This is a genomic window from Pseudomonas sp. GW821-FHT02A08 (assembly GCF_059422045.1).
In genome coordinates this window covers 152,498-169,817 of sequence record NZ_JBWKWD010000006.1, presented here as the reverse complement: position 1 = coordinate 169,817, position 17,320 = coordinate 152,498, and the positions used below count along the sequence as shown (strand labels likewise).

The 17,320-nt window shown below is 58.8% G+C and carries 18 protein-coding genes; 7 read left to right on the top strand and 11 right to left on the bottom strand.

Features of this window, described 5'->3' with window-relative positions; all coding sequences use genetic code 11:
- The first annotated feature begins 113 nt into the window (after positions 1–113).
- Positions 114–1,331 (top strand): argininosuccinate synthase, encoded by a 1,218-nt coding sequence (locus AC07W4_RS06945; protein WP_007985864.1) that lies wholly within the window; start codon positions 114–116, stop codon positions 1,329–1,331.
- Between the two features lie 144 nt (positions 1,332–1,475).
- Here the strand turns inward: AC07W4_RS06945 and AC07W4_RS06940 are convergent, their stop codons facing one another.
- A complete protein-coding gene (locus tag AC07W4_RS06940; RefSeq protein ID WP_495031940.1) occupies positions 1,476–2,174 on the bottom strand; it encodes a hypothetical protein in 699 nt (232 codons plus the stop codon).
- Between the two features lie 542 nt (positions 2,175–2,716).
- Here AC07W4_RS06940 and AC07W4_RS06935 point away from each other — a divergent pair.
- Entirely contained in the window at positions 2,717–3,343 is a 627-nt protein-coding gene (locus AC07W4_RS06935) for a response regulator transcription factor (RefSeq protein WP_008053528.1), read from the top strand.
- Between the two features lie 81 nt (positions 3,344–3,424).
- Here AC07W4_RS06935 and AC07W4_RS06930 read toward each other — a convergent pair whose 3' ends face one another.
- From AC07W4_RS06930 to metG, 8 genes are all read right to left on the bottom strand, one after another.
- Entirely contained in the window at positions 3,425–3,604 is a 180-nt protein-coding gene (locus tag AC07W4_RS06930) for a PA3496 family putative envelope integrity protein (protein WP_007972325.1), read from the bottom strand.
- Positions 3,605–3,710: 106 nt separating this feature from the next.
- The gene (nth, locus tag AC07W4_RS06925) at positions 3,711–4,349 is read right to left on the bottom strand and encodes an endonuclease III (RefSeq protein WP_007985859.1); all 639 of its coding nucleotides are present in this window, start codon (positions 4,347–4,349) and stop codon (positions 3,711–3,713) included.
- Between the two features lie 25 nt (positions 4,350–4,374).
- Complete coding sequence (locus tag AC07W4_RS06920) at positions 4,375–4,959, bottom strand: Rnf-Nqr domain containing protein (RefSeq protein ID WP_495031939.1); 585 nt, start codon at positions 4,957–4,959, stop codon at positions 4,375–4,377.
- On the bottom strand, positions 4,952–5,563 hold the full coding sequence (locus AC07W4_RS06915) for an RnfABCDGE type electron transport complex subunit G (RefSeq protein WP_495031938.1): 612 nt from the start codon (positions 5,561–5,563) through the stop codon (positions 4,952–4,954). Before AC07W4_RS06915 ends, AC07W4_RS06920 begins: the two co-directional genes overlap by 8 nt.
- Entirely contained in the window at positions 5,560–6,546 is a 987-nt protein-coding gene (locus tag AC07W4_RS06910) for an RnfABCDGE type electron transport complex subunit D (protein WP_495031937.1), read from the bottom strand. Before AC07W4_RS06910 ends, AC07W4_RS06915 begins: the two co-directional genes overlap by 4 nt.
- Positions 6,533–7,546, bottom strand: coding sequence for an electron transport complex subunit RsxB (rsxB, locus tag AC07W4_RS06905; RefSeq protein ID WP_495031936.1), 1,014 nt, complete (start codon positions 7,544–7,546; stop codon positions 6,533–6,535). Before rsxB ends, AC07W4_RS06910 begins: the two co-directional genes overlap by 14 nt.
- Positions 7,543–8,112, bottom strand: a complete 570-nt coding sequence (locus AC07W4_RS06900) for an electron transport complex protein RnfA (protein ID WP_495031935.1) — start codon at positions 8,110–8,112, stop codon at positions 7,543–7,545. The genes rsxB and AC07W4_RS06900 overlap by 4 nt, the downstream gene beginning before the upstream one ends.
- 142 nt (positions 8,113–8,254) lie before the next feature.
- Positions 8,255–10,306: a methionine--tRNA ligase gene (gene metG, locus AC07W4_RS06895; RefSeq protein WP_008053535.1), complete on the bottom strand. Its 2,052-nt coding sequence runs from the start codon at positions 10,304–10,306 to the stop codon at positions 8,255–8,257.
- Positions 10,307–10,634: 328 nt separating this feature from the next.
- Between metG and apbC the strand changes: the two genes are divergently transcribed.
- Positions 10,635–11,729 carry an iron-sulfur cluster carrier protein ApbC gene (apbC, locus tag AC07W4_RS06890; protein ID WP_353742153.1) on the top strand — a complete coding sequence of 365 codons (1,095 nt, stop codon included), beginning with the start codon at positions 10,635–10,637 and terminating at the stop codon, positions 11,727–11,729.
- Positions 11,730–11,852: 123 nt separating this feature from the next.
- Here the strand turns inward: apbC and AC07W4_RS06885 are convergent, their stop codons facing one another.
- The gene (locus tag AC07W4_RS06885) at positions 11,853–12,611 is read right to left on the bottom strand and encodes an SDR family oxidoreductase (RefSeq protein WP_495031934.1); all 759 of its coding nucleotides are present in this window, start codon (positions 12,609–12,611) and stop codon (positions 11,853–11,855) included.
- Positions 12,612–12,773: 162 nt separating this feature from the next.
- Here AC07W4_RS06885 and AC07W4_RS06880 point away from each other — a divergent pair, with 162 nt between their 5' ends.
- The 4 genes from AC07W4_RS06880 to groL all read left to right on the top strand — a co-directional run bounded on the left by AC07W4_RS06880 (position 12,774) and on the right by groL (position 16,288).
- A complete protein-coding gene (locus tag AC07W4_RS06880) occupies positions 12,774–13,505 on the top strand; it encodes a HugZ family pyridoxamine 5'-phosphate oxidase (protein WP_495031933.1) in 732 nt (243 codons plus the stop codon).
- Positions 13,506–13,571: 66 nt separating this feature from the next.
- A complete protein-coding gene (locus AC07W4_RS06875) occupies positions 13,572–14,048 on the top strand; it encodes an FxsA family protein (protein WP_495031932.1) in 477 nt (158 codons plus the stop codon).
- A 248-nt stretch (positions 14,049–14,296) separates the two neighbouring features.
- On the top strand, positions 14,297–14,590 hold the full coding sequence (locus tag AC07W4_RS06870) for a co-chaperone GroES (RefSeq protein ID WP_007985847.1): 294 nt from the start codon (positions 14,297–14,299) through the stop codon (positions 14,588–14,590).
- Between the two features lie 51 nt (positions 14,591–14,641).
- A complete protein-coding gene (groL, locus tag AC07W4_RS06865; protein ID WP_008053540.1) occupies positions 14,642–16,288 on the top strand; it encodes a chaperonin GroEL in 1,647 nt (548 codons plus the stop codon).
- A 258-nt stretch (positions 16,289–16,546) separates the two neighbouring features.
- Here groL and AC07W4_RS06860 read toward each other — a convergent pair whose 3' ends face one another.
- Positions 16,547–17,290, bottom strand: a complete 744-nt coding sequence (locus AC07W4_RS06860; RefSeq protein ID WP_495031931.1) for a phosphatase PAP2 family protein — start codon at positions 17,288–17,290, stop codon at positions 16,547–16,549.
- Positions 17,291–17,320: the final 30 nt, after the last annotated feature.

Below are 17,320 nucleotides of genomic sequence, written 5' to 3'. Positions count from 1 at the left end.
GCTACCTCGACATAATCTGTCGCTTCGTCGTCATAAGCTGTCGCGCCACTGTAAATTATTCTGCATGAGCGGTAGACTTCCCGGCTTTCCGTAGAACCCCGTGGAGTGATGGCATGGCGGACGTAAACAAGGTCGTTCTGGCGTATTCCGGCGGCCTGGACACTTCGGTGATCCTCAAGTGGCTGCAGGATACTTATAACTGTGAAGTGGTGACCTTCACCGCTGACCTGGGTCAGGGCGAAGAGGTCGAACCTGCACGCGCCAAGGCTCAGGCCATGGGCGTCAAAGAGATCTACATCGACGACTTGCGCGAAGAGTTCGTGCGCGATTTCGTTTTCCCGATGTTCCGCGCCAACACCGTTTACGAAGGCGAGTACCTGCTGGGTACTTCCATCGCTCGTCCGCTGATCGCCAAGCGCCTGATCGAAATCGCCAACGAAACCGGCGCTGACGCCATTTCCCATGGCGCCACCGGCAAGGGTAACGACCAGGTTCGTTTCGAACTCGGTGCGTACGCCTTGAAGCCAGGTGTGAAAGTGATCGCTCCGTGGCGCGAGTGGGACCTGCTGTCCCGTGAAAAGCTGATGGACTACGCCGATAAGCACGCAATCCCGATCGAGCGCCACGGCAAGAAGAAGTCCCCGTACTCCATGGATGCCAACCTGCTGCACATCTCCTATGAAGGCGGCGTGCTGGAAGACACCTGGACCGAGCACGAAGAAGACATGTGGCGCTGGACCGTATCCCCGGAAAACGCTCCAGACAAGCCGCAGTACCTGGAACTGACCTACCGCAACGGCGACATCGTCGCGCTGGACGGCGTCGAAATGACTCCGGCCACCGTACTGGCGACCTTGAACCGTATCGGTGGCGAGCACGGTATCGGCCGTCTCGACATCGTCGAGAACCGTTACGTGGGCATGAAGTCCCGTGGCTGCTACGAAACCCCTGGTGGCACCATCATGCTACGCGCCCACCGTGCGATCGAATCGATCACCCTGGACCGCGAAGTGGCTCACCTCAAGGACGAGCTGATGCCCAAGTACGCCAGCCTGATCTACACCGGCTACTGGTGGAGCCCTGAGCGTCTGATGCTGCAACAGATGATCGATGCGTCCCAGGTCAACGTGAACGGCGTTGTGCGCCTGAAGCTGTACAAGGGCAATGTGATCGTCACTGGCCGCAAGTCCGACGACTCGCTGTTCGACGCCAACATCGCTACCTTCGAAGAAGATGGCGGCGCGTACAACCAGGCGGATGCAGCGGGCTTCATCAAGCTCAACGCCCTGCGCATGCGCATTGCGGCGAACAAAGGCCGGAAGCTGTTCTGAGACCTTTGAAATCGTGATGGATACCTGACCTCGTCCTCGACGGGGTCAGGTACCTGAAAACGGGGTGTGACATCAGTTACTGCGTGGTCGGGTGTTTTCGTTTGCGCTGATGACTTCCTGTTTTTATCCTTCCAATGGCCTGTTCTATGGGTTGTTGTTTGCCGGAAGCCCGGCCTGATCAATGACCGACAACCTGTGCGAGTCCGGATTGTAGGTCACATAAAAGGCGGCACTGTGCTTGCTGACCTGCTTTGAATGTACAAGCGCACTGGCTTTCAGTAATTTCTCCGAAACGGCACAAGTGACGAACAGAATCACGTACGCCGTCTTTTCCCGTGGCCTCTGGATTTTCTCCAGCAGCGCTCCAAACTCGACCTCTTTGCTCATCCAGCGTACATCAACGATGTACAGGTCTTTTACCGGTTCCGGTAACTGAAGGTGATGCTGAGCGGAGACAGTGGTTTGCAGACCGATCCCGGTTGGCGGGGCCTGTGCGCCACAAGGCGTGCGAGCGGGCTGCCAGTCATTCGCTGACGTTTCCAGAGCGGGGTTTTCAGTCGGCTTGGCGCACGCTTTTTTTTCCGCCCGCCCAACATCATCCATGACCTTCATGAAGTGCTTTCCCTTTTCAAAATCTGAGGGTGCATAAAGTGATTTATAGTTGAAGTTGAGTGTCGCGAAAAAAAGTAAAAGCAGATAGAACGGAAAACTGATCAGGAACCAGACGTAGAGTTCTTTTTCCTCCTGATCAAGGAAGGGTAGAGAGACGGCTGCCGAAGTTTCAGAAAGCGCTGCGAATATCGCGATAATTGTCATTGGGTTGGTGATTCGTTTTTTTATCATGTTCTGTACTCATGCCGGGTTGTCTGTTCTCAAGGGGTTTATGGGGTTGGTCTGATGTGGTGGTTATTGTAGTGATTTTTATTGTCTGTTGGTTTTTGACAGGTTTTTATTTGTTTACTGTATTGCTCTTCGAATTCTTGAGTGTGGGGTGTGCTTTAATGATTGCTCAAAAAATATAATTTGCTGTAAGAGTAATTGGATGCCTGGTGTGTGATATTTCTGGTGTGAATGTTGAGTGCGTAAATATCAGTTACGTTTAACGGGGAGATAGCGGCTAGTGCTTGTCGGGCGCGACCGATCAAACTGGTACTCGGAAAATTTTGGTCGTAAATCGACAGGGGGGCTGCTGGAAAGTGCGGCACACTGACGCTGATACAGTTTTTAATTCATTCTGTTCGAGGGATTTTTGTAGGAGAAATCCGTGTTGTTTGTAGGGTATGTCTCTTGGTGTGGGTGGCCGGGAGGGGCGACATGCCATGGGTGAAACGACTAGGCTATTGTGCGGGCTCTAAAAATTCGAACAGCGAAAATTGGACTTGCCCATGAATAAAGTGCTGATCGTGGATGATCACCCCGTCATTCGTCTTGCGGTACGTATGCTAATGGAACGTCATGGCTACGAAGTTATTGCGGAAACCGATAATGGTGTGGATGCACTGCAACTAGCCCGTGAACTTATGCCGGACATTGTCATTCTGGATATCGGGATTCCGAAGCTGGACGGGTTGGAAGTCATCGCGCGCTTGTCTTCGACCTCAATGCCAATGAAAGTGCTGATTTTGACTTCCCAGGCGCCGGGACATTTTTCGATGCGTTGCATGCAATCCGGTGCAGCCGGTTATGTCTGCAAACAACAAGACCTCACGGAGTTGCTCAGCGCAATAAAGGCCGTGTTGTCAGGCTACAGTTACTTTCCTAATCAAGCCTTGCATACCGTGCGTTGCAGTTTGGGGAACGCCAGTGAGGCCGATATGGTTGATCGATTGTCGGGACGGGAAATGATGGTCCTGCAACAGTTGGCTCGAGGAAAGACTAATAAAGAGATTGCCGATGGAATGTTTCTCAGCAATAAAACAGTCAGTACTTACAAGACCCGCCTGTTGCTCAAGCTGAATGCGCGGTCTCTGGTCGATCTGATCGAGCTGGCACAACGAAATGGTCTGGTGTGATGGCGTAACAGCGCGACAAGGGGCGCTTGGTGGGGGATGGCACTTAGAAAAAAAGCCTCCGTTTCGGGAGGCTTTCAGGTGTCATAAGTCAAAATCGTAATCGGCCAATTGCTTTTGCAGTCGGCGCTCCTCCAGCAGGTTGTCGATGGTGCGGCGTTTGCTCAGATTAGTTTTCGCTACTTCAACCACCGGCTCAGCGTCATCGGTTTCGGCGGTGGTGAAATCGTCTTCTACGTCCAATTGCTCTTTGCCAGTACTCATTTAGTTGCTCCAGGCTAAGAAGGCCTTTGGCGCTCCTTATATCGACAATCTCCCGGCGGGTAAAAAAGATTTTTTCAATCGACAAATCAATAAACCTAATAGCGGCTCAATCGTCGGAGGTTTTGTGCTTGTATTCGCACAAGTCCTCGATCCGGCAGCTCCCGCATCGGGGCTTGCGGGCCAGGCAAACATAGCGGCCGTGAAGGATCAGCCAGTGATGGGAGTCGAGCAGGTACTCCTTGGGCACGAATTTCATCAGTTTTTTCTCGACTTCCACCACATTCTTGCCGGGGGCAATGCCCGTCCGGTTGCTGACCCTGAAAATATGCGTGTCGACGGCCATGGTCAGCTGACGGAATGCCGTATTGAGTACCACATTGGCGGTCTTGCGGCCGACGCCGGGCAGCGCTTCCAGCTCTTCGCGGGTTTGTGGGACTTCGCCGGCGTGACGCTCGACCAGCAAGCGGCAGGTTTCGATCACGTTTTTCGCTTTGCTGTTGTATAGGCCGATGGTCTTGATGTACTCCGACAGCCCCTCTACACCCAGTGCATGGATCGCTGCCGGGGTATTGGCGACCGGGAACAGCCTGGCTGTGGCCTTGTTGACGCCGACATCGGTCGATTGCGCCGAGAGAATCACGGCAATCAGCAGTTCGAAGGGTGAGGAATAGGCCAGCTCGGTCTTTGGTTCCGGGTTGTCCTCATGCAGTCTGCGGAAGATTTCCAGACGTTTTGCGGCATTCATGGGCAGTGCGTTTCCTCGAGGGCAATCAATGTGTGGGCGTGGGGCGCCAGGCCTGCCAGGCGGCGATCAGCAGCCCGAGCAGGATGAACCCGCCAGGGACCAATGTGGCCAGGCGCAGGCCACCGTCAGCCATCAGTATCCAGCCTTGCCAGTCAGTTTGTATTGCGTCGAAAAGCCACGATAGATGGTTTCCAAGTGTTCCATTGCCGATGAGTTCGCGCAGCAGGCCCAACGCGATCATCAACGTGGCAAACAGGCCGTTGAGTCGCAGGCGTTGACGCCAATCGTTCTGAAAGAACCCGGTGTGTTCCAGTACGACGCATTGCAAGGCGATCAAGGCGCCATAGAACCCCAGATGCTGCTGCCATTGTAGCGACCAGGCTTGTGCCATGAGTTCCGCGCAAGTGGTGAGCGTGGCCGCCAACAGGATGCTGGTCAGCAAGCGGGTCGCCGGGACCAGTCGGGATCGCAAGGCGCCCATGGCCAGGCTGAAGAACTGGGTGACCACCATGAACATCAGGCACAGGCCAACCGCGGCCGTCAATGAGTGGGTGGCGCCGATCAGCGGCGTTAGCATCAAGGCGTTGCGCAGAGTCGGTGAGTTATCCATGGGCAGGGATTCCGAGCAGTTGTTGCCGGTGTTCATCGAAGTAGCGCAAGGCGTCGTGGACGGCATTGATCACCGCTCTTGAAGTGATGGTTGCGCCTGCGATCTGATCGAATTGCCCCTGATCCTTTTTCAGCGCCCAGCCGCTGTCACCGGGTTCTGTTCGAGATTTTCCGGAAAAGGCCTGGAGCCAGGTATTGGGCCAGTCGGCGATCCGTGCGCCCAGCCCTTGTGTTTCCGACTGTTTGAGGGTTTTGACGCCCAGCAACCTGCCATTGCCGTCGACAGCGATCAACAGGTCGATGGCGCCGGCGTAGCCAAGGGTTTGACTGCGCAGCAACACCGCGACGGGTTGATCGGCCCGGGTCGCCAGATAACCACCCAGCAAGGAGCTGTTGGTCAGTGCGGCTGCTTCAATCTTTATCGGGTGTTCAAGTGGTTGATTGTCGTAGCTGTCCGGCGCGATCAGGTCCAGCAGATGACGGCTGTCGATCAGGCGCTGTTGGGCTGCAATGCGTGGCGCGCTGCCAAGTTGCACGAAGTAGGTCATGCCAAGGCCCAGTGCGGCCAACAGCACCACAAGCGCGATGCTTGATGTCCGGTTCATGGCGCCTCCGGCTGTTGCCTGGCCGCCACGAACCGCTCCAGCGCCGGCACGCACAGGTTCATCAACAGCACGGCGAAGGCGATGCCGTCCGGGTAGCCACCCCAGGTACGAATCAGATAAGTCAGAAGCCCCACGCCGACGCCGAACAGCAATTTCGCGCGTGGGTTTCTGGCGCCGGACACCGGTTCGGTAATGATGAAGAACGCCCCCAGCATGGTCGCGCCAGTCAGCAGATGAAACAACGGCGAGCCATGGGAGTCGGAGCCCGAACCGTTCCAGCACAGCAGGCTGACGATGAACAGGCTGGCCAGCATTCCGACCGGTGCATGCCAACTGATCACCCTTCGTTGCAGGAGAAACATTCCACCCGCCACAAAGGCCAGGTTCAGCCATTCCACCCCTCGGCCGCCAAAGTGGCCGAATGCCGGGTTGTCGGCAAACAGTTCATCCATGGTCAGGCTTTTGTTGATCCGCAGACTGTCCAGTGCCGTGGCCTGTACCCATGCATCCGGCGCCTGGCCGACACCGAACACGTGCCGTAAACCGCTCAGCAGATCCATGCCATGGGGGGATGGCCAAAGGGTCATTGGTTGGGGAAAGGTCACCAGCACCAGGGCAAGACCGAGCATCGCCGGGTTGAAGGGATTCGAAGCGACGCCGCCATACAAGTGCTTGCCGAACACCATCGCAAAAACGGCAGCACTGAGGGGCAGCCACCATGGGCAGTAAGGCGGCAGCGCCAGAGCCAGCAATGTGGCACTGACCAGCGCGCTGCCGTCACTCAAGGTTGGCCCCGGCGGTCGCTTGCGCAAATGCACGACGACGGCCTCGACGGCCAACGCGGCAGTGGCCGCCAGAACCAGATTGATCAAAACGCCCCAGCCATACAGCCAGAACGCTGCCAGAATTCCCGGCAGCGTGGCCAACAACACCAGTTTCATCGCCTGTTGCAGGCGATCATCAACTGCGTCAAGGGCTGGCATGGGCGTCCACCAGGCGTTCGGCTTCATCGAGTGCGCGCTCCAGGGCTTCGATGTGTTCCGCCGGTGCTTCGTTGGCCTGAGCCTTCTTGAGTTCGGCGCGGCGCATGGCCAACTGAATCTTGGCCCGTTTCAGATCGGCATCATTTGACGACACGGCTGCGACCGTCGGTGCGGGAGCGGGTGGGGCGGCGCTTTCCAGTTGCGCCAGGTTTTGTTCGGCGGCTTCGAACTGTTGTTGCAGGGCGATCAACTGCGATTGCTGTTCGAAGGTCGGCGGATGCCCGAAGGCTTTCAGCGATTTGTGCAGTTGCGCGCGACTCATCGCCACATCGATTTTGGCCTTTTTCAGCACGGCATCGGCATTGGCGGTTTTCTGTGCGCGGACGCGCTCGAGGGCGGCCTGCACCGGGTCGGCTGTCGTCTCGGCAGGTTGCGCCGCTCGCTGCCTTGCCTGGCGTTCGGCGATTTTCTGTTGCTCCTCACGCTGCAAGCGAGCATTGCGTTGTTCGAAGCGTCGTCGTGCGTGATCGCGCTTGACGGTACGGGCCTGCCGCGCCTGCGGTGTGAGGGCCAGGCCCCCGACCACCGGCAATACAGTGTCCAGCGGCAGCGGGCGCATTTCGATGCAGTCCACCGGGCAGGGTGCTACGCAGAGGTCGCAACCGGTGCACTCATCGATGATCACCGTGTGCATCAGTTTGGCCGCCCCGACGATGGCATCGACCGGGCAGGCCTGAATGCACTTGGTGCAACCAATGCACTCGGCCTCGCGGATGTAGGCGATCTGCGCCGGGGCAGAGCCACGGCTGACATCCAGCTCCAGCACCGGCACCTTCAGCAGTTCGGCCAGGGCCGCGATGGTTTCGTTGCCGCCGGGCGGACACTTGTTGATCGGCTCGCCATTGGCGATGCCTTCGGCGTACGGCTTGCACCCGGGGTGGCCGCACTTGCCGCATTGGGTTTGCGGCAAGAGGGCGTCGATGTTTTGAATCAGACTCATGTTTTGATCAGTCCGCTGAATCCGAGAAAGGCCACTGCGATCAGACCGGCACCGATCAGGTCGATCGGCAAGCCGCGCAAGGGCAGGGGAACATCGTTGTCGGCCGTGCGTTCACGCAAATCAGTGAACAGGCTCAACACCAGCCAGAAGCCCAGCCCTGCACCGAGGCTCATGGTCGTGGCGTGAAAGAAACCCTTGTCTTCCTGAGCGTTCAGCAAGGTCACGCCGAGCACGCCGGCATTGCCCAGCAGCAACGGCCAGAGGCCTTCGAACGGCAGTGTCGAAAACACCTGTGCCAGCAACTTCAGCAACGGGCTGATCAGCAACACGCTCAATGGCAGAAACACAAACAGACGCAGCGGTGTCAATTGCAGTGGCACCAGCAGCCATTGATAGAGCGTGTAGCCGAGCATGCCCACGACCAGCATCAGGCAGGTCGTCGCAATACCCAAGGCATGGACCTGACGGCGCTGGCCGGCCAGCAGCGGATCGACGGCCAACGGCCAGTGCAACACGATGTTGTTGATCAGGGCGGCGCTGATAAGCGTAAGCAGGATTTCGGTCATTGTTCGTGCCGGCAGGAACAGGGCTTTTTAGCGTGGTTATCTAAAAAGAGTAGGCATTATCCGGCAAGGCGGGAGGGGGGGCCAGACATGAAAATCCCGCAGCCGCGCCAGGCACGACTGCGGGATCGATTTGCCGCAGACCTTACTTGATGCGCTGGCCCGGCTTGGCGCCGCTGTCAGGGCTGAGCAGGTAGATCTCTTCACCGCCAGGGCCGGCCGCCATCACCATGCCTTCGGAGATGCCGAACTTCATTTTCCGTGGCTTGAGGTTGGCGATCATCATGGTCAGGCGGCCATCGAGCTTGGACGGATCCGGGTAAGCGCTCTTGATCCCGGAGAACACGTTGCGTTGCTCGTCACCGATGTCCAGGGTCAGGCGCAGCAGCTTGTCGGCGCCTTCCACGTGTTCGGCCTTGACGATCAGGGCAACACGCAGGTCGACGGCGGCAAAGGTGTCGAACTCGATTTCCGGCGACAGCGGATCCCTGGCCAGTTCGCCATTGCCGGCAGGTGCGGCTGCGCCGGTGTCGGTCTGGCTGGCGGTCAGGTCTTCTTTCGAGGCGTCGGTCATGGCTTGTACCTTGACCGGGTCGATGCGGGTCATCAACGGCTTGAACTCGTTCAACTGGTGATTGCCGAGCAAGGTCGCGTGGTCGCTCCAGGTCAGCGGCGCGACGTTGAGGAACGCCTCGGCATCGGCGGCCAGCAGCGGCAGCACCGGCTTGAGGAAGATCACCAGTTGGCGGAACAGGTTGACACCGGTGGCGCAGATGGCCTGCACTTCATCCTGTTTGCCTTCCTGTTTGTTCAACGACCACGGTGCCTTGTCGGCGATCCAGGCGTTGGCGCGGTCGGCCAGGCCCATGATCTCGCGCATGGCGCGGGCGAAGTCGCGGGCTTCATAGGCGTCGGCGATGCCTGGCGCGGCGGCCAGGAAGGCGTCGGTCAGTTCAGGCGCGGCGTTGGTGTCGACCATCACGCCGGCATTACCCTTGTTGATGAAGCCGGCGCAACGGCTGGCGATGTTGACGACCTTGCCCACAAGGTCGGAGTTGACCTTCTGCACGAAGTCTTCGAGGTTCAGGTCGAGATCGTCGACGCCACGGCCCAGCTTGGCCGCGTAGTAATAGCGCAGGTATTCCGGCGACAGGTGGTCCAGGTAGGTCCGGGCCTTGATGAAGGTGCCGCGGGACTTGGACATCTTCTGGCCGTTGACGGTCAGGTAGCCGTGCACGTTGATCCCGGTCGGCTTGCGGTAGCCCGCGCCTTCGAGCATGGCTGGCCAGAACAGGGCGTGGAAGTTGACGATGTCCTTGCCGATGAAGTGGTACAGCTCGGCCGTGGAGTCCTTGCCCCAGAACGCGTCGAAGTCCAGCTCCGGCGTGCGGTTGCACAGGTTCTTGAAGCTGGCCATGTAGCCGATCGGCGCATCCAGCCACACGTAGAAGTATTTGCCCGGCTCGTCGGGGATTTCAAAACCGAAGTACGGCGCATCGCGGGAGATGTCCCACTGTTGCAGTCCGGCATCCAGCCATTCGGCGATCTTGTTGGCCACGGCATCCTGCAGGGTGCCGCTGCGGGTCCAGGTCTGCAGCATTTGCTGGAAGTCTGGCAGCTTGAAGAAGAAGTGCTGGGAATCCTTGAGCACCGGGGTGGCGCCGGAGATTGCCGACTTCGGATCCTTCAGGTCGGTCGGTGCGTAGGTCGCGCCGCATTTTTCGCAGTTGTCGCCGTACTGGTCTTCGGTGCCGCATTTCGGGCAGGTGCCCTTGATGAAGCGGTCGGCCAGGAACATTTTCTTTTCCGGGTCGAAATACTGGGTGATCGAGCGCGTGGCGATGTGCCCGGCGTCACGCAGCTTCAGGTAGATCTGACTCGACAGCTCACGGTTTTCTTCGGCGTGAGTGGAGTGGAAGTTATCGAAGTCCACCAGGAAGTCGGCAAAGTCGGCGCTGTGTTCAGCCTGGACGTTGGCGATCAGTTGTTCCGGGGTGATGCCTTCCTTTTCCGCGCGCAGCATGATCGCCGATCCGTGGGCGTCGTCGGCGCAGACATAAATGCATTGGTTGCCGCGGTGCTTCTGGAAGCGCACCCACATATCGGTCTGGATGTACTCCAGCATATGGCCAAGGTGGATCGAACCATTGGCATAGGGCAGGGCGCTGGTGACGAGGATCTTGCGTGGCTCGGACATGGGGCTCGGCTACTTGATGAAACGGAGGTCGGCCACTATAAAGCGCCGGCGCATATTTTTCACCCCCGCGACCCGTACCCACGGTCCCCGTAGCAGCTGGCGAAGCCTGCGTTCGGCTACGCAGCAGTCGCCAACCCGGACAACCCGGATTACCTGAAACACCGTGGCGCCTGGTTTTACGACTGCTACGCAGCCGAACGCAGGCTTCGCCAGCTGCTACGGGGCGTCTCGCCACAGGACATTTGTGACATTCTGAAAGCGTGCCGCCCAGGCTTTAGAACAGGTACGATACCCACCATCTTTTCCAGTCCTGTTTTCGGAGTTGCCCATGAGCGCCGTCAATCGCGCAGCGGTGGAAGCCGTCCTTCGCCAATACACCGACCCTTACCTGAACCAGGACCCGGTCAGCGCCGGGTGCGTGCGCAACATCGAGATCCAGGGCGAGCGCGTCAGCGTTCAGCTAGAACTGGGTTATGCCGCCGGTCTGTTCAAGAGTGGCTGGGCGCAGATGCTGGAAATGGCCATTCAGGGACTGGATGGCGTGGCAAGCGCCAAGGTCGAAATCACCAGTGTGATCGCTGCGCACAAGGCTCAGGCGCAGATTCCGGGCCTGGCGAACGTGAAAAACGTGGTGGCCGTGGCATCCGGCAAGGGCGGCGTGGGCAAATCCACCACGGCGGCCAACCTGGCCCTGGCCCTGGCCCGTGAAGGCGCCAAGGTCGGGATTCTCGATGCGGACATCTACGGCCCGAGCCAGGGCATCATGTTCGGCATCCCCGAGCGCACCCGTCCCGAGGTCAAGGACCAGAAGTGGTTCGTTCCGCTCAAGTCCCATGGCGTCGAAGTGATGTCCATGGCCTTCCTGACCGACGACAACACGCCGATGGTCTGGCGCGGGCCGATGGTTTCCGGCGCCCTGTTGCAACTGGTGACCCAAACCGCGTGGGGCGATCTGGATTACCTGGTCATCGACATGCCGCCAGGCACCGGTGACATCCAGCTGACCCTGGCGCAGAAAGTGCCGGTGGCCGGTGCGGTCATCGTGACCACCCCGCAGGACCTGGCATTGCTGGACGCGCGCAAGGGCGTGGAAATGTTCCGCAAGGTCAACATTCCGGTGCTGGGCGTGGTGGAAAACATGGCCGTGCACATCTGCTCCAACTGCGGACATGCCGAGCATCTGTTCGGTGAGGGCGGGGGCGTGAAGCTGGCCAACCAATATGGCGTCGAGCTGCTGGCCTCGTTGCCGCTGGCGATGGCCATCCGCGAACAGGCCGATGGCGGCAAGCCAACAGTGATCGCCGAACCGGACAGCCCGATTGCACTGGTTTACCAGGAACTGGCCCGTCACGTTGGCGCGCGGATCGTGTTGCAGGAAGCTTTGACGCCGGCGATGCCGAATATAAGCGTCAGCGACGATTAAGACCTGTAGCAGCTGCCGAGGCACGAGGCTGCGTTGCGTGTCCGCAGGACCGCCTTCGGGGCCGCTGCGCAGCCCGACGCAGCCTCGTGCCTCGGCAGCTGCTACAAGGGTTTTGGGTTGGGTTTAGAGGCGCAACCCGCCATCCATCTCCAGAATCCGGCCGGTGTAGTAGTCGTTCTCGAAGATGTAAGCCGCCGAATGGGCGATTTCCTCAGGTTTGCCCATGCGCTTGAGCGGGATCCCGGCAGTCATCTTCTCCAGCGCTTCAGGCTTCATGCCCAGGGTCATTTCGGTTTCGATGAAGCCCGGTGCAATGCCGGCGACACGAATGCCGTAGCGTGCCAGTTCCTTGGCCCAGGTCACGGTCGCCGCGGCGACACCGGCCTTGGCGGCGGAGTAGTTGGTCTGACCGACGTTGCCGGCGCGGGAAATCGACGAGATATTGATGATCGCGCCACTGTTGTTCAGTTCGACCATTTTCGCCGCGACTTCACGGGTGCACAGGAACACGCCGGTCAGGTTGACGTCGATGACGGCCTGCCACTGGGCCAGGCTCATCTTGGTCATTTCGCCATCCTTGACCTTGAGCAACAGGCCGTCGCGCAGGATCCCGGCGTTGTTGATCAAGCCATGGATCGCGCCGAAGTCTTCAGCGACCTGGGCAACCATGTGGGTGACTTGCTCTTCGTTGGCCACGTTGCACAGGTAGGCGCGGGCCTCGACACCCCGGGCCTTGCAGGCCGCGACGGCGTCGTCGAGTTTTTCCTGGTTCAGGTCCACCAGTGCGAGCTTCGCACCCTTGCCTGCGAAATACTCGGCCATGGAGCGGCCTAAACCCTGGCAACCGCCAGTGATAATGATTACTTTGTCAGTGAGTTGCATTCGCATGCCCCGGTAGCAGGTCTGAGTGGTTTCCTTTAGAGAGCCTCTCGATCTGCGCCAGACCTGGCTTGGCTGCACATGAGAACTGCCCCGATGGCATGCTGGAACTTACACCAGCAGCTCGTCCGTTTTTCTGACGGATTCTATTTAAGGAGTCATAAATTGAGCGTTGAAGCGGCTAAGCATGCACGAGAATTGCTCCTCAAGGAATACCGTGGGGTGCTCTCGACGCACTCAAAATCGATGCCCGGTTTTCCGTTCGGCTCCGTGGTTCCGTACTGCCTGGATGAGCAGGGCCGGCCGCTGATCCTGATCAGTCGCATCGCCCAGCACACGCATAATCTGCAAAAAGATCCGAAATGCTCGCTCTTTGTCGGCGAACGTGGTGCCGAAGATGTTCAGGCCGTTGGTCGACTGACTTACCTGGCCGAGGCCCGGCAGCTCGAAGACGAATCCGCCATCGAAGCCGCCTGCGAGCGTTACTACCGCTATTTCCCGGAGTCGCAGGGTTATCACAAGGCCCACGATTTCGATTTTTGGGTGCTCGAGCCTGTACGCCACCGTTACATCGGCGGTTTTGGCGCGATTCATTGGGTCAACGACCTGACCCTGGCCAACCCGTTCGCCGGCAAGGCCGAAGTGAGCATGGTCGAGCACATGAACGCCGATCACGCCAAGGCCATCGCCCATTACATCGATCTGGCCGGGTTGCCGAAAAACGTGCCGGCGCAAATGGTCGGTATCGATACCGAAGGCATGCACCTGCGTATCGGTCAAAGTCTGTACTGGTTGCCGTTTCAAGCGCCTTGTAATACGCCGACACAAGTCCGCGAAGCCTTGGTTTCTCTGGCTCACGCCGAGCATTGGCCGAAAAATGAAGTGGCCGATGCTTGAATTCACGAAACGGCGACGTCATCTAAGGTGAACTGGCAAGGCATTCTTGCGTTGAGGAACCATTTGATGCGCCCTTTTTTGTTGCTCTTTCTGCTGTTCCCGGTGTTGGAGCTGTTCGTATTCGTCAAGGTGGCAGGATCCATCGGGTTTTTCCCGGCCCTGCTGCTGATCATTCTCGGCTCGATGTTCGGCATGTTCGTGCTGCGCATCGCCGGCCTGGCCACGGCCCTGCGTGCCCGTGAAAGCCTGAGCCGCGGCGAACTGCCGGCCCAGACCATGCTCGAAGGCCTGATGCTGGCATTGGCCGGTGGCCTGCTGATTCTTCCGGGTTTCATCAGCGATGTGATCGGCCTGTTCATGCTGCTGCCGTTCAGTCGTCGCCTGCTGGCCAATAAAATGCGCCAGCGCGCCGAGGAGCAGGCGATGCGTCAGCGAGCGTTCGCCGATGACCTCCAGGCCCGTGGCGGCCCGGCGCCTCGCGAGCCGCTGGGCCGTGAGCCCAACGTGATCGAAGGCGAGTTCGAACACCGCGATACCAAGTAATTCACACGTTGACACGGCACCTTCGGGTGCCGTGTTCGTTTGCGGGGCAGTGAACTGAAAATTTTTCGCTCCCCGCCCTTGTAATAAGCTTATGCGCCCTTATGTAACGGTCACCGCAAGGTTTCTGGCGAACACGCCAGACAGACTTCCGCGGTTCGCTTGACGAACCGCACCCGGCACCGCCGGACTTTGTTAAACCCGCCGGGACTACACCGGCCGATGAAAACCACAATTAGGAGAGATCGACAATGAAGCTTCGTCCTCTGCATGACCGCGTCGTCATCCGTCGCAGCGAAGAAGAAAAGAAAACCGCTGGCGGTATCGTCCTGCCAGGTTCGGCTGCTGAAAAAGCCAACAGCGGCGAAATCCTCGCTGTAGGCACCGGCCGCGTACTGGAAAACGGTGAAGTGCGTGCACTGTCCGTGAAAGTGGGCGACAAGGTTGTGTTCGGTCCTTACTCCGGCAGCAACACTGTGAAAGTCGACGGCGAAGACCTGCTGGTAATGAGCGAGAACGAAATTCTCGCCGTTATCGAAGGCTGATACCCCCCGTTCATTTTCCCGCTACTACAAAGTATTTAAGGAATATCGATCATGGCTGCTAAAGAAGTTCTGTTTGGCGATTCCGCCCGCAAGAAAATGCTCAAAGGCGTCAACGTCCTGGCTGACGCGGTAAAAGCGACCCTGGGCCCGAAAGGCCGTAACGTGATCATCGAGAAGAGCTTCGGCGCTCCGACCATCACCAAGGACGGCGTTTCCGTCGCCAAAGAAATCGAACTCGAAGACCGTTTCGAAAACATGGGCGCGCAGCTGGTCAAAGACGTTGCCTCCCGTGCCAACGATGACGCTGGTGACGGTACTACCACCGCTACCGTTCTGGCTCAGTCGATCGTCAACGAAGGCCTGAAAGCCGTCGCTGCCGGCATGAACCCGATGGATCTGAAGCGCGGCATCGACAAGGCGACCATCGCCATCGTCAAAGAGCTGAAAAACCTGTCCAAGCCATGCGCTGACACCAAGGCCATCGCTCAGGTTGGTACCATCTCCGCCAACTCCGACAACTCCATCGGCGACATCATTGCCGAAGCCATGGAAAAAGTCGGTAAAGAAGGCGTGATCACCGTTGAAGAAGGCACTGGCCTGGAAAACGAACTGTCGGTTGTAGAAGGCATGCAGTTCGACCGTGGCTACCTGTCCCCGTACTTCGTCAACAAGCCGGAAACCATGGTTGCCGAGCTGGACAACCCGCTGGTTCTGCTGGTCGACAAAAAGATCTCGAACATCCGCGAAATGCTGCCAGTGCTGGAAGCCGTTGCCAAAGCCGGCCGTCCACTGCTGATCGTTTCCGAAGACGTTGAAGGCGAAGCCCTGGCGACTCTGGTCGTGAACAACATGCGTGGCATCGTCAAAGTCGCAGCCGTCAAGGCTCCAGGCTTCGGCGACCGCCGCAAGGCCATGCTGCAGGACATCGCCGTTCTGACCGGCGGTACCGTTATCTCCGAAGAGATCGGCCTGAGCCTGGAAGCAGCCACCCTGGAAAACCTGGGCAGCGCCAAGCGCGTGACCATCTCCAAGGAAAACACCATCATCGTTGACGGTGCTGGCGTAGCAGGCGACATCGAGTCCCGCATTGCTCAGATCCGTGCTCAGGTTGCCGAAACTTCCTCGGACTACGACCGTGAAAAACTGCAAGAGCGTCTGGCCAAGCTGTCCGGCGGCGTTGCAGTGATCAAGGTTGGCGCTGGTTCCGAAGTAGAAATGAAAGAGAAGAAAGCCCGCGTTGAAGACGCCCTGCACGCTACCCGTGCAGCCGTTGAAGAAGGCGTGGTACCTGGCGGTGGCGTTGCGCTGATCCGCGCTCTGCAAACCCTGAACGATCTGAAAGGCGACAACGCTGATCAGGACGTGGGTATCGCTGTTCTGCGCCGTGCCGTTGAAGCACCGCTGCGTCAGATCGCTGCCAACAGCGGTGACGAGCCAAGCGTTGTGGTCAACGAAGTCAAGAACGGCAAAGGTAACTTCGGTTACAACGCTGCGACTGGCGAATACGGCGACATGATCGAAATGGGCATCCTGGACCCAACCAAGGTTACCCGTTCCGCGCTGCAAGCTGCATCGTCGATCGGCGGTCTGATCCTGACCACCGAAGCTGCTGTTGCTGACGCACCGAAGAAAGACGGCGGTGCTGGCGGCGGTATGCCAGACATGGGCGGCATGGGCGGCATGGGCGGCATGATGTAAGCCAGCCTTACCCCTGTACGAAAAAACCCCGCCTGCGAAAGCAGGCGGGGTTTTTTATTGCCCGGACTTCAATGTTCACATCGATCCATTGTGGGAGCGGGCTTGGTCCGGGCGGCGTTCCGACGAAGACGGGGTGTCAGTCACCCATTAAGTTGTCTGAACCACCGCCTTCGTCGGAACGCCGCCCGGACCAAGCCCGCTCCCACAGGGAGTTGCGTAAATCCTGTGGGAGCGTGGTTTGCCCGCGAAGGCGTCAGGTCAGGCGCCGACAGGTTCTGCAGTGGCCCCGCGTTCAGCCCTCAAAGCCGGTCGATACAGGACGTAGTAATACGACCCCAAACAAATCAGCCAGCAGAAAACCGCCGTCCACACGTTGTGCGAGAAGAAGTGGGCGCCCTGCATCATCCGCCCGATGGAGAACACCGAACCGAGGGCGAAGGCGAAGACAAACGCTGCGCGAGCCATGCGCGGGCGACGGTCACGCAATACGAAAAACAGGGCAAACAGTGTGAAGCCGGTCGCCGCATGGCCACCAGGCCAGCAACGGCCGGGTTTCTCGGTAGCCGGGCGATGGCTCAACAACTCGCTGTAAGTCTCGTGACCGCCAAACTGCTCAAGGCTCCATGGGCATTGCACCGCCGTCACCGCTTTCATCGGCGTGACAAAGGAAGTCGCCAGGCCCAGGGACAACACCAGGCAACCCAGTTCCCGCTTGAACGGTTTGAGCCTGGCCATGAAGAACGAAGCGATGTAGCCGAAGATGGCAAACACCGAGAAGGCGATGACCACTTGCTTGGCGCGATCGTGCAGGATGTTTTCCAGGAAGTAACTGTGCCGTCCGATGAAGTCACCCGCGACGGGGTCGTAGAACAGCTTGGCGAGGTCCATGTCCAGTGAGGTCAGTTCGAGCAACACCAGAACGATCGCCGTAATGGCGGGAACCCCCAGGCACACCCGGAAGTTGAGCGGGCGAGGGGCAGGGCGGACAGCGGTTGATGACATGGTGGATCCTGAACAAATGAAAAACCACGG

Coding starts and splice junctions, on each gene's coding strand:
- groL (WP_008053540.1), top strand. CDS start 14,642: ATGGCTGCTAAAGAAGTTCTGTTTGGCGATTCCGCCCGCAAGAAAATG.
- metG (WP_008053535.1), bottom strand. CDS start 10,306: ATGTCCGAGCCACGCAAGATCCTCGTCACCAGCGCCCTGCCCTATGCC.
- rsxB (WP_495031936.1), bottom strand. CDS start 7,546: ATGAGTCTGATTCAAAACATCGACGCCCTCTTGCCGCAAACCCAATGC.
- AC07W4_RS06885 (WP_495031934.1), bottom strand. CDS start 12,611: ATGCAACTCACTGACAAAGTAATCATTATCACTGGCGGTTGCCAGGGT.
- AC07W4_RS06920 (WP_495031939.1), bottom strand. CDS start 4,959: ATGGATAACTCACCGACTCTGCGCAACGCCTTGATGCTAACGCCGCTG.
- AC07W4_RS06875 (WP_495031932.1), top strand. CDS start 13,572: ATGCGCCCTTTTTTGTTGCTCTTTCTGCTGTTCCCGGTGTTGGAGCTG.
- nth (WP_007985859.1), bottom strand. CDS start 4,349: ATGAATGCCGCAAAACGTCTGGAAATCTTCCGCAGACTGCATGAGGAC.
- AC07W4_RS06870 (WP_007985847.1), top strand. CDS start 14,297: ATGAAGCTTCGTCCTCTGCATGACCGCGTCGTCATCCGTCGCAGCGAA.
- apbC (WP_353742153.1), top strand. CDS start 10,635: ATGAGCGCCGTCAATCGCGCAGCGGTGGAAGCCGTCCTTCGCCAATAC.
- AC07W4_RS06945 (WP_007985864.1), top strand. CDS start 114: ATGGCGGACGTAAACAAGGTCGTTCTGGCGTATTCCGGCGGCCTGGAC.
- AC07W4_RS06930 (WP_007972325.1), bottom strand. CDS start 3,604: ATGAGTACTGGCAAAGAGCAATTGGACGTAGAAGACGATTTCACCACC.
- AC07W4_RS06910 (WP_495031937.1), bottom strand. CDS start 6,546: ATGCCAGCCCTTGACGCAGTTGATGATCGCCTGCAACAGGCGATGAAA.
- AC07W4_RS06935 (WP_008053528.1), top strand. CDS start 2,717: ATGAATAAAGTGCTGATCGTGGATGATCACCCCGTCATTCGTCTTGCG.
- AC07W4_RS06940 (WP_495031940.1), bottom strand. CDS start 2,174: ATGATAAAAAAACGAATCACCAACCCAATGACAATTATCGCGATATTC.
- AC07W4_RS06860 (WP_495031931.1), bottom strand. CDS start 17,290: ATGTCATCAACCGCTGTCCGCCCTGCCCCTCGCCCGCTCAACTTCCGG.
- AC07W4_RS06915 (WP_495031938.1), bottom strand. CDS start 5,563: ATGAACCGGACATCAAGCATCGCGCTTGTGGTGCTGTTGGCCGCACTG.
- AC07W4_RS06900 (WP_495031935.1), bottom strand. CDS start 8,112: ATGACCGAAATCCTGCTTACGCTTATCAGCGCCGCCCTGATCAACAAC.